The sequence below is a fragment of the Pseudoalteromonas sp. SR45-1 genome, assembly GCF_014163655.1.
GTDB classification, from domain to species: Bacteria; Pseudomonadota; Gammaproteobacteria; order Enterobacterales; family Alteromonadaceae; genus Pseudoalteromonas; species Pseudoalteromonas distincta.
The window spans coordinates 86,953-98,225 of the sequence record NZ_JACJDR010000018.1 but is presented as its reverse complement, the minus strand read 5'-3'; the positions used below and the strand labels follow the sequence as shown (position 1 = coordinate 98,225).

Sequence of the window (11,273 nt, the reverse complement as noted above, 5' to 3'; positions counted from 1 at the left end):
CCGCCGTATACTTTTGCAAGTACGTTAGTGATTGCTGCAGTTAGTGTAGTTTTACCGTGGTCAACGTGGCCGATTGTACCAACGTTTACGTGCGGTTTTACGCGTTCAAACTTTTCTTTTGCCATGACGGAACCTATCAGTTTTGTGTATCTAAATTACATATGAAAATAATCCACCAAAGGTAGATTAAGTTAATCTTTTTCAAATAGTATTTTCTGACAGATAAAGGAAGTAATCAAGGAGATTCTTAGGACTGGTGCTGATAGGCAGAGTCGAACTGCCGACCTCACCCTTACCAAGGGTGCGCTCTACCAACTGAGCTATATCAGCAACACAAGAACTGGAGCGGGCAGCGGGAATCGAACCCGCATCATCAGCTTGGAAGGCTGAGGTAATAGCCATTATACGATGCCCGCATAAAAATCTGTTCTTAAACTACCTCTAACCGTCAAGAATAAAGTGGTGGAGGGAGCTGGATTCGAACCAGCGAAGGCTGAGCCGTCAGATTTACAGTCTGATCCCTTTGGCCGCTCGGGAACCCCTCCACGATAATTCTCTACTAATTCACTTCCGGTAAAAGGAAAGTGGTGCCGACTAACCGAGTCGAACGGTTGACCTACTGATTACAAGTCAGTTGCTCTACCAGCTGAGCTAAGTCGGCACTGCTTTAGTACGGGGCGAGATATTAGAGTAAGGTTTATTGGGATGCAACTATAAAATTAAAAAAAGTGTAAATTTTTAGTTTAAATGCTCAATATTCACGCGAAAACACGTTTTTTGCACTTTTTTATGTTGTTTTGCTTAGCTGGTGCCAGTAATTTAACCCCTTCATTACGAGTAATGAATCAAACATACTTCCCTCAAATTGCTGTTGTAAAAGCAAGCCATAGCCACCAGCAAAAATTATTTGTACTTTTTGCTCTGTTTTTTTATCCATTAAGTGCAACTTAGCTTGCTCAATTGCTCCAATGGTTGCCACTAAAGCACCATTTTTTAAACCATTAGGCGTATTTTTACCCAGTTCATTGGTAAATGGAGTTTTACCATCATCAAAAACACGTTGAGTATTTTGTGTAAGTGATGAGGTCATTAAATCAAGCCCAGGTAAAATCCAGCCACCTAAATGCAACCCTTCACTACTAAGCACATCAATTGTTGTCGCAGTACCCGAATCAACAACAATGCATGCTGTGTTTGGATATAACGTAAATCCAGCAATAAGCGCAAGCCACCTGTCTATGCCTAAGTTAGCTACATGCTCGTAAGCGCATACAAGATCTCCAAGCGTTTTGGTTACCTTGGCTTCAAAACAAATAATATTATTGCTAGCCGCTTGTGCGAGAATATCGTTTAGTAAATCACTGCGCCCTACACATGCATAAATCACTTCGGTTATTTGTAACCAAGGCAGGTTATTTATATCTGCCGGTTGTGTTTGCTCGTTATGCCACAACACAGCTTTTAATGATGTATTTCCTACGTCGATCAATAATCTCATAATTGCGCCTTTCTAAGGGAGACTTCCCCACCGTAATAACTTTTTACTTCCCCGTCTTGGCGAATTCGTATTCCACCTTGTGCGTCAATACCTTCACATATTCCACGCCAACTTCGGTGCCCTGTGTTTAGTTCAACATATTCACCAGCAAACGCATTGAGCGAATTCCATTGCTCATACATAGCTTGCAAACCCGTTTGACGATACTGCGCTAAACGCTGCTCCAAATGATGAGTAAGAGAAGCCACAAGTTGGTTTTTATCAAGCTTTTGAGTATGTTGATTTAAGTCGGTCCACGCTTGGTCTATATGCTGACTAAAGCTCTCAGGCATTTGTAAATTAATACCGATACCAATCACTAACTGACAAGGTCCTTGCGGTTGTCCATCTAATTCAACCAATACACCTGCAAGTTTTTGCTTATTTATATAAATATCGTTAGGCCACTTAAGTTCTACCTCAACTTGGTATAACGCTTTAATAGCATCATAAACAGCTAGGCCTACCGCAATTGATACGCCCATTGCAGCTTGTAAGCCGTCATCTAAACGCCAAAAGTAACTGTAATACAGATTAGCGCCAAATGGGGATTGCCAAACACGGCCGCGTCTACCACGTCCTGCTTGCTGCATTTCAGCAACAATAACAGTGCCAGACTCAAGCGCTGTTTTGGCCTGTATACGGCGCATAAGCTCGCTGTTAGTCGAATCAATAATAGGGTGTACTTCTACATCGGCAGTATTTGCACCTAGCGCTTTGTAGTGCTGATCAATTTGCGTTTTATTTAAAAGGCCCACCTGACTATTCAAACAATAGCCTTTGCCAGTCACTTTAAAAATATCCAAGCCCATTTCTTGTAACGTTTTAATATGTTTACTTACCGCAGCTCGGCTAATACCTAGCTTTTCACCCAAGGCTTGACCAGATACAAACCCTCCTTGGTTGAGTGCATTTAAAATAGCGAGTTTGTTTCCATCAGGTGCTTTCATTACTTAGGCTCCGCGTTAATATGGCATTCGCTGCGTGCATCCATTAAACGTACTTCGTGCTCTAACATAATGTTGTAACGCGTATAAACAACTTGCTGAATGTGTTTAATCATTTTTATTAGGTCGCTGCCTTCACTGTTTCCGTGATTAACAAGTACTAGAGCTTGTTGTTGATGCACTTCTATACCAGCCTCGCGGTGCCCTTTTAAACCACTTTGATCGATTAGCCAACCTGCTGCGACCTTGTGATGGCTTTGTCCATATTCGTAATGAGGTAAATCGGCAAATTGCTTTAATAGCCCAGCTAACTGCTGGTTGGTTATTATTGGGTTTTTAAAAAAGCTGCCCGCATTGGCAAGTGTATATGGGTTAGGTAATTTGCTATTACGCGTTTTTATAACCTGATCGAATACTGCTTGCGGGGTGATGCTTGAGAGCTGCTGCAAAGGGCCATAACTTAATGCTGGTTGCCATTTTTTTGGGAGCGCTAAGTGTACTTGCGTGATCACCGCTTTATTTTTAAGGGCATGTTTAAATATTGAGTCTCTGTAAGCAAATTCACATTGCTCGTTATTTAATGAATGCATAGTGTTAGTGGTTATATCAAAGTACTCTACCAACTCAACAAATTTAGCTATCTCAACGCCATAAGCACCAATATTTTGTACCGGCGATGCGCCAACAGTGCCCGGTATAAGTGCTAGATTTTCAAGCCCTGGTATATTTTTCTCTAATAAATAGCTAACTAGTTGATGCCAGTTTTCGCCTGCGGCAATACTTATTAGTGTCTCGCTCTCGCGCTCGGTAATTTTAATACCTTTTAAAGCTATTTTTATAACCGTACCCATGTAGTCATTTAAAAATACGGTATTACTGCCCTCGCCCAGCAAACAAAACGGTGCACTAAAATTTTGCGTTTTAAGTTGCTCAAGCTGAGTAATTTCAACAAAATTTTGGCATTGGCTGTTTAATGCGAATGTATGTAAGGAGTGTAATGAATGCGCCACAAAGCTCTCTAAAAATACCGGTAACTAATCGCAATAGTTTACCTCATCGTCGCAAATGTGGCACTAGATTGTAAAAATCACTCAACCCGCCGTGTCAATCGTGATATAAAACCAGCACTTTTTTATTTGTGTTCAGAGTAATGATGAAAATTAAACCTCTTTTTTTAAGCCTCGCTATGGCGGGTATGTGTTCGCAAGCAATGGCTAATGCGATTGACCAAAACTCGTATGCTAACCTTGATGATGTTGTTACTACTCACTTAAACCTTGATTTAGATGTCGATTTTGCCGACAAGCAGTTAGAAGGTTTTGTAGAGCATACTCTTCAGTGGAACAACAGCAAAAGTAGAACTCTCGTACTTGATACCCGCGACTTAGACATTGATAAAGTAATGTACAAAGATCAAAGCGGTAACTGGAAAAAAGCGACTTTTGATTTAGCTAAGCGAGATGACGTTAAAGGTTCAAAGCTTACTATTGTGTTTAAAAACCAAGCTGAAGTAGTTCGTATTTATTACAACAGTCGTCCAGAAGCTTCAGGCCTGCAATGGTTAACACCAGAGCAAACGGCAAGTAAAACGCATCCATTTATGTACAGCCAGTCGCAAGCAATTCATGCACGTAGTTGGATCCCAGTGCAAGATACACCCGCAATGCGTGTAACTTACTCTGCACGAATTCATACACCAAAAGATATACGTGCTGTAATGAGTGCCGATAACAAAGATGCGCTTTATAAAGATGGCGACTACATTTTTGATATGCCACAAGCAATTTCACCTTACCTAATTGCTATTGGCGCAGGTAACTTAGAATTTAAAGCAATGTCGCATCAAACAGGCATATTTGCTGAACCGACAATTTTAGATGCCTCTGTTGCTGAATTTGACGACACCCAAGCCATGATCGATAAAACAAACGCGATGTACGGCGAATATGCATGGGGTCGCTACGACTTATTAATGCTACCACCAAGTTTTCCGTTTGGTGGCATGGAAAACCCACGCTTATCATTTATTACTCCAACGGTTGTTGCCGGTGATAAAAGCTTAGTTAACCTTATTGCTCATGAGCTTGCTCATTCTTGGTCAGGTAACTTAGTAACTAACGCAACGTGGGAAGATTTATGGTTAAACGAAGGTTTTACCTCGTACGTTGAAAACCGCATTATGGAAGAAGTATTTGGCCGTGACCGTGCGGTTATGGAACAAGCACTTGATTCAGCGTCTTTACGCGCACAACTTAAAACAATTGATGCACCAGATACACGCCTTAATTTAAAACTTAACGGCCGCGACCCAGACGATGCATTCAGTTCAGTGCCTTACACTAAAGGTCAATTATTTTTAATTTACCTAGAAAACAAATATGGTCGCGATAAGTTTGACCCGTTTGTAAAAGCGTACTTTAAAGAGTTTTCGTTTAAATCACTTACTACCGCGCAATTTGTTACTTACTTAAAAGCTAACTTAATTGAAAAGTATCCTGGTGTTGTAAGCATGGATAAAGTAAACGAATGGATTTTTGAACCTGGATTACCAAATGATGCGCCAAACCCTACTTCTGATGCATTTGATAAAGTAGATACTGCAACAGCAGCATGGCTAAAAGGCGACACAACTGCAGCTCAACTGCCAACAGCTGATTGGTCTGTGCATGAGTGGCTACACTTTTTAAATAACTTACCACGTGATTTAAGCCAAGAGCACATGGTAGAGCTTGACTCAGAATTTAACCTAACACAGTCAACTAATGCTGAACGTGCATTTGCTTGGTTTATGCTAGCAGTAGGAAATGGTTATCAACCAATTTACCCTGCACTTTATAAGCACTTATCAGGTATTGGCCGTCGTAAATTAATTGTCCCATTATATAAATCCCTTATCACTAACGGTAAAAAAGAGTGGGCACAAAGCGTGTACTTAAAAGCACGCCCTGGGTATCACCCTCTTGCACAAGGTACTATTGACGCATTATTTGAATAAATAGCGTTAACTAGAAACTAAAAAGGGCCAAATTTGGCCCTTTTGTTTTGCTATTTTTCTACTTTATCACTTTTTCTAAAAAAGCTTTACGCTCTGCAGTTGTGGCTTGTTGCCACCAAAAATCAAGCATTTGCGGCGCACTTGGCATGCCTTTATCTGTAATGGGTGCTATCGGCTTTATTGGCTGACTAGGACGAGAAGGTCCTGCAGGCATTGTATTTTGCATTACCGGTTTATTGCTTGCTAGCTGCGTGTTAGAAATAACACTTAAAGGCTTAGCAACAGCGCTACTTTTTGCTTTTAAACTAACTTGTGGTGCTTCTGCAAATACTTTTGCAGATACTGCATTTTCAGCACGATTAAACACTAAGGTATAATCTTTACCTGCTTCAACAGTTACACTTACCCAAAATGGTTCCGACTCCACAACTTCATGCGTGTCATAATCATCTTCATATAAATCGGTATATTTTAGCCTAAGCTGGTAAGTTCCTGGCGCAAGCTCTACATCATCAATACGGCTAAACAAAGAGCTTTCTAGCATTTTATCGCCCACTTGTAGTGGTACAATTTCTTCTGGAAAGTGAATGTTTTCAGCATTAGCCGAAAAACTAAGTAGTAATGCAACTGCACTACTTATTAAAATTGGTTTAAGCATATTAACTCCTTTATTTGATTTCAGTTTGACACTGCTTTGAAAGTTTGTCATTAGTGAGCTTAAAATTCATAACACTTAATTAGGAACACACTATGAGCCAAGAGACTATTTTTACCAAAATAATTAATCGTGAAATTCCGGCCGACATTGTCTACGAAGATGAAGACACCCTCGCATTTAAAGATATAAATCCACAAGCGCCATTTCATGTGTTAATTATCCCCAAAAAAGCAATTGCTACTATAAATGATATAAATCCTGAAAACTCACATTTAGTAGGCAATTTATACGTTGTTGCGGCAAAATTAGCTAAGCAGCACAATTTTGCTGAGGACGGATACCGCGTGGTCATGAACTGTAACGAACATGGTGGACAAACCGTTTATCACATACATTTACATATGCTTGGCGGTAAAGAAATGGGATGGCCACCTTACCAAAATGTAAAAAAAGTAAATTAATTAAAAATTTTTATCTAACTATTCTGCTCAACCAATTAGTTACAAATGTTATGATTTTTCATGGTTATAAAGAATAAAAAGTTACTTATTTGCAACATTTTATGTTTAAATAATCGTAAAATCGTATTTGTTATTGAGTGCTTCAGCGACTTTCTAATACAAAAGGTGCGGAAGTCGTGATAAACTTAAACAGTCAGCTTTATAAAAGAGTATAAAAACATGAGCAGTTCAGCCTTTTTGTTATTAGATCAAGAGCCAATTAACACTATTGGTATTAACGTTTTAGAACCTTTGTTAAAAACGCAAGGCCTTGACGTAACCACGGGTACTAATATTTTAGATATACCTGAAGGGACTCGACTTTTGTTTATCGAAACATCTAGCAAGGATGCATGGGGAAAACTAAAAGAACAACTAGTAAACCTACGTATTAAATGCGATATCATATTATTTAATCTAGACGAGAACCCTGAGCTTGCTAATCGTGCATTGTTGAGCGGTATTCGTGGCGTATTTTACACAACAGATAACGCCGATGTATTAATGAAAGGTATTCGTTTACTACTTGAAGATCAGCTTTGGTACCGTCGCGATATTATGTGTAATGCATTAAATCGTATGCTGCAATTTAATAAAGATGCGCTGCATAAACTAACCGAAGGGGATATTGAGCCTGTTAAACTTACTAAGCGAGAAAAAGCAATAATCTCACTAATGAGTAAAGGTTCGAAGAATAAAGAAATCGCTGAAGATTTAAGTATCAGTCCACACACAGTTAAAACACATTTATATAGCGCATTTAGAAAAACTAAATGTCGTAACCGTATTGAGCTCCTATCTTGGGCACAACAAAATATCCCTGATGAAATTCGTTAATCATATATTTAGTTTAAAATTAAAAACAGACACTTAGGTGTCTGTTTTTGTATGTGTTACACACTTATTTAATACCAATTTGATTGCCTAAGTAATCTGTTTTGATAATTGGTATAAGTGTATACTTTTGATAATCTTAGTTTAAAACTACTTTGCTGGAATATTAATGCTCGACTCTTTCACTCTTTATTTTGCCAGCATCGCCATCATGGTTGTAATGACCTTACTTAACTTTTTAACATGGCGAACAAACAAACAAATATCGGGCACGCTGCTATGCATTTTCTATCCCATATTGCTATTAGGCTCTGTTATTGGTTTTACGCTTGTTGGTGATACACATAATTTAGTGATTATTAGCGCTGCTAGTAGCATGATGTTTGCCGCATCAATAGTGCATTGTTTATCGCTCAGTCAGTTTTTAAATTATCACGGTATTGGTTTTAAATTACTTTGCTCAGTAACTGCTTTTTGCACTGTAATGCTTGGCTATTACACCTTTTTTGACCCATCTTTACACGAAAGAGTGATTGCATCCGATATACAGCACATAGCAGAAGCCGGCTTTTTACTCTTTATATTTATTAAGTACGCGCGCAAACCCTACCCTAATGGCAGCATTGTATACATAACCATTTTAACGCTTGTTGCTTTGAGCTTTATTGGCCGCTCGTTATTTATGGATAACATTGAACAAAAAAATCTTTTAGTAAACGGCTGGTTTAGCTCTTTATTATTTTTAAATGGGGTAATTGCGCCCATGTTTTATGCTTCAGGTATGGCGTTATTATGTAATGAGCGCAGAGAACAGCACCTCAATAAACTCGCCGATAAAGCACAAAAAGATTTAGAAATACGCGGGCTCTTTTTATCAACAATAAGCCACGAAATTCGCACCCCACTAAACGGTATTTTAGGCAGCGCCCAACTTGTTATGAACCAAACAAGTGATACCCGCAATAAAGCCTATTGCGAGGCAATTATAAATTCTGCCGAATCACTTAATTTATTGGTAGATAAGGTCCTTGATTACGCGAGCCTAGATCAAAGTGACGAAGCGCTTTACGAAGAAGATGTAGAATTTAAAACATGGCTTAATAATTTATGTTTATTACTAAGCCCAATGGCCGAGCAAAAGCAGCTAAAATTTGAGCTTATCTATAATATTCCTGAGCAAGCCTGTTATTACTGCGACCAACAAAAACTTAGACAAATAATTATTAATTTAGTCGGTAACGCTATTAAATTTACAGATCACGGAACCGTTAAAATTCAGGTTGATTTAGTATTAGAAAAACAACTTGAGCACACGATAAAAATTAGTGTCAAAGATTCAGGACCAGGTATAGAAAATGATGAGATAGCCTACTTAACAGAACCTTATGTACAAAGTAGTGCAGGAAAAGAAAAAGGCGGAACCGGCCTTGGTTTAGCTATTACTAGCCGCCTGCTTGAAAAGCTCAGTAGCCGACTCGAAATAGCCAGCCAGCTTGGTACTGGTAGTGTATTTAGCTTTACCGTTACTTTTACTTTAGGTGAATTAAGCCTTGTAGAGCAGCGCCATCAAACTAAAGATTACTTAACAGGTCTTGATGTATTACTGGTTGAAGATTTAGATTTAAATCAAAAAATTGCTATAGAATTTATGGCCGACGATGAACACAAAATTAAGCTCGCAAAAGATGGGAAAAGTGCCATAGAGCTCATGCAAGCTCACCACTTCGATGTTGTTTTGCTTGATATGAACCTACCTGATTTAACAGGCCAAGAAGTACTTAAACGACTAAAACGCATTGATCATAAAAATCAACGAACGCCAGTACTCGCGTTTACTGCAAGCCTTAGTCCTGACGAGGTAAAAGAGTATTTAGAATTAGGAATAAAAGACATTGTAGGCAAGCCTATTAAGCACGAAAAGCTTCGTCAAGCACTTAGCGACTCTCAATCTAATCAAACTGCGAGCATTGCAGTAGAGCTTATTGATACCTTGTATGACAAAACAGCGGCCGAAACACTCACCAGCTCATTTAGTGAAGATGAAGTGTCTTCAATTTATAATGAATTTGTGCTTTCAGCCCGCAACAAGCTAATTCGCTGTCAAAAGCTTATTGATCAACATCCAGAGCAATGCATTAAGCTTTTACATCGCCAAGCAAGTACCGCTCTGCAACTTGGTTTTAATCGCTATGGTATTGAGCTTAAAAAAATAGAGCGCCGTTTACTCGATAAAAAGCCACATAACGACATGCTTGATGAAGCGTTAGATCTGTGGCAACGCAGCTTAGAGCAATATTTAAAGTTTGTGCGTGGGCAGTTAGAGTAATAGTGAATTAGCTTTAAAAAAGCTAATGATTAACCCCTTCCATATTTATCATCAAATCGCTCTATATCGCTTTCATCAAGTACAGCACCGGTTTGCACTTCAATAACAATTAACGGCTCTTTTTGATTATTAGCCAAGCTATGAATTTGCTTAGCGGCGATATAACACGATTGGTCATGCGTTAGCGTATACGCTTGCTCATCAATACATACATTTGCAATACCCGAAACCACCACCCAATGTTCAGCGCGATGCTGATGGCGCTGCGTCGAAAGCTTAGCACCGCTATTAACAGTAATTTTTTTAACTTTAAAGCCTGTGCCTTCAACCAAAGTACGGTAATTCCCCCATGGGCGAAAAACCACTTGATGATGATTAAGTTTATCGGCCTGTGTTGTAGCAATTTGCTTAAGCAACAAAGGCAAAGAATCTAGCTCATTTTGGTTTGCAATTAACGTGGCATCATGAGTATGAATAATTGCTAAATTGCTTACTCCAAGCGTGGCAATAGTGTGTTCAGCCTCGTTAATAACTAAGTTATTAATACTTTTTTGAGCAATATAATTAGCGTTTAAACTATTACCGTTTTTGTCTTTTTTTGTAAGCGCATCAAGGGATGAAAAACTACCTACATCACTCCATTTTAAATCAACAGGCATAACAACTGCGTTATTACTGCGCTCTAAAATGGCGTAATCAATTGAATCGCTTGGGCAGTGTTCAAGCGCACTGTTGCTTGGGCGGGTAAACCCTAAATCTTTAGTAAATTGCGCCGCTGCAGCGACACTCGTTGCTATTTTTGGCGCAAACCGTTCGAGCTCTTTTAGATAGGCTGCAGGGGTAAATAAAAACATCCCGCTATTCCAGCTATAACCACCTTGAGCTAAATAACGGTTCGCTGTATCTAAGTCAGGCTTTTCTTTAAATTGTGCAACATCGTAACAACCCGTTCCAACAATAGGCGCGCCTTGTTTTATATAGCCATAACCGTTATGAGGCTCTGTAGGAGTAATAGAAAATGTCACTAGCTTTCCTTGCTCAGCAAGTTTTACAGCTTCAGGGAGCTTAGCCGTTAATACATCAAAGTTTTTAATATGATGATCGGCAGGCATCACTAATAGCGGGCCGGTAATCCCATTTTGCAGCGCATAGTGGGCGGCTAATGCGATGGCAGGCGCGGTATTTTTACCTTTAGGTTCGAGTAATAATGCAGTAGGAATTGAGCTTTCAGCCTGCTCGGCGGCAATAAATCGGTGCTGCTCGTTACACACTAAAATAGCATTATCAAACAACTCATTAGAAACACGCGCCAACGTACTTTGTAGCAATGACATGTTTTCATTTAGTAGTGGTAAAAATTGTTTAGGCATTGCTTGGCGAGAAAGCGGCCACAAGCGAGAGCCTATGCCACCTGCTAAAATTACAGGAGTGATTAAAGTGTTCATAATGTACATTAGCCGCCAACAAAAATATCAG

Annotated in this window: 10 protein-coding genes and 4 tRNA genes; 4 read left to right on the top strand and 10 right to left on the bottom strand. The window is 39.3% G+C overall.

Going from position 1 to position 11,273, the window contains the following annotated elements:
• The 8 genes from H5089_RS17070 to murB form a co-directional block, all read right to left on the bottom strand.
• On the bottom strand, window positions 1-125 hold a 125-nt coding region (locus tag H5089_RS17070; protein WP_033023824.1), incomplete at its 3' end, for a GTP-binding protein.
• A 129-nt stretch (window positions 126-254) separates the two neighbouring features.
• Window positions 255-330, bottom strand: a tRNA-Thr gene (locus tag H5089_RS17065).
• Between the two features lie 11 nt (window positions 331-341).
• Window positions 342-416 (bottom strand) — tRNA-Gly (locus H5089_RS17060).
• Window positions 417-460: 44 nt separating this feature from the next.
• Window positions 461-545, bottom strand: a tRNA-Tyr gene (locus H5089_RS17055).
• A 40-nt stretch (window positions 546-585) separates the two neighbouring features.
• A tRNA-Thr gene (locus H5089_RS17050) sits at window positions 586-661 on the bottom strand.
• Window positions 662-787: 126 nt separating this feature from the next.
• A complete protein-coding gene (locus tag H5089_RS17045) occupies window positions 788-1,498 on the bottom strand; it encodes a type III pantothenate kinase (RefSeq protein ID WP_182712715.1) in 711 nt (236 codons plus the stop codon).
• Window positions 1,495-2,487: a bifunctional biotin--[acetyl-CoA-carboxylase] ligase/biotin operon repressor BirA gene (gene birA, locus H5089_RS17040; protein ID WP_182712714.1), complete on the bottom strand. Its 993-nt coding sequence runs from the start codon at window positions 2,485-2,487 to the stop codon at window positions 1,495-1,497. Before birA ends, H5089_RS17045 begins: the two co-directional genes overlap by 4 nt.
• Window positions 2,487-3,494: a UDP-N-acetylmuramate dehydrogenase gene (gene murB / locus H5089_RS17035; protein WP_182712713.1), complete on the bottom strand. Its 1,008-nt coding sequence runs from the start codon at window positions 3,492-3,494 to the stop codon at window positions 2,487-2,489. The genes birA and murB overlap by 1 nt, the downstream gene beginning before the upstream one ends.
• 143 nt (window positions 3,495-3,637) lie before the next feature.
• Here murB and H5089_RS17030 point away from each other — a divergent pair, with 143 nt between their 5' ends.
• A complete protein-coding gene (locus H5089_RS17030; protein WP_182712718.1) occupies window positions 3,638-5,479 on the top strand; it encodes a M1 family metallopeptidase in 1,842 nt (613 codons plus the stop codon).
• 58 nt (window positions 5,480-5,537) lie between these two features.
• Here the strand turns inward: H5089_RS17030 and H5089_RS17025 are convergent, their stop codons facing one another.
• A complete protein-coding gene (locus H5089_RS17025) occupies window positions 5,538-6,137 on the bottom strand; it encodes a DUF2057 domain-containing protein (protein WP_182712712.1) in 600 nt (199 codons plus the stop codon).
• A 92-nt stretch (window positions 6,138-6,229) separates the two neighbouring features.
• On the opposite strand from H5089_RS17025, the gene H5089_RS17020 reads away from it, so the two are divergent.
• The 3 genes from H5089_RS17020 (at window position 6,230) to H5089_RS17010 (ending at window position 9,797) form a co-directional block, all read left to right on the top strand.
• Window positions 6,230-6,598: a histidine triad nucleotide-binding protein gene (locus H5089_RS17020; RefSeq protein ID WP_004334923.1), complete on the top strand. Its 369-nt coding sequence runs from the start codon at window positions 6,230-6,232 to the stop codon at window positions 6,596-6,598.
• Between the two features lie 219 nt (window positions 6,599-6,817).
• Window positions 6,818-7,474, top strand: coding sequence for a response regulator transcription factor (locus tag H5089_RS17015; RefSeq protein WP_004334929.1), 657 nt, complete (start codon window positions 6,818-6,820; stop codon window positions 7,472-7,474).
• Window positions 7,475-7,640: 166 nt separating this feature from the next.
• Window positions 7,641-9,797 (top strand): response regulator, encoded by a 2,157-nt coding sequence (locus H5089_RS17010; protein ID WP_182712711.1) that lies wholly within the window; start codon window positions 7,641-7,643, stop codon window positions 9,795-9,797.
• 29 nt (window positions 9,798-9,826) lie between these two features.
• Here the strand turns inward: H5089_RS17010 and H5089_RS17005 are convergent, their stop codons facing one another.
• Window positions 9,827-11,242 carry a mannose-1-phosphate guanylyltransferase/mannose-6-phosphate isomerase gene (locus H5089_RS17005; protein ID WP_182712710.1) on the bottom strand — a complete coding sequence of 472 codons (1,416 nt, stop codon included), beginning with the start codon at window positions 11,240-11,242 and terminating at the stop codon, window positions 9,827-9,829.
• Window positions 11,243-11,273: the final 31 nt, after the last annotated feature.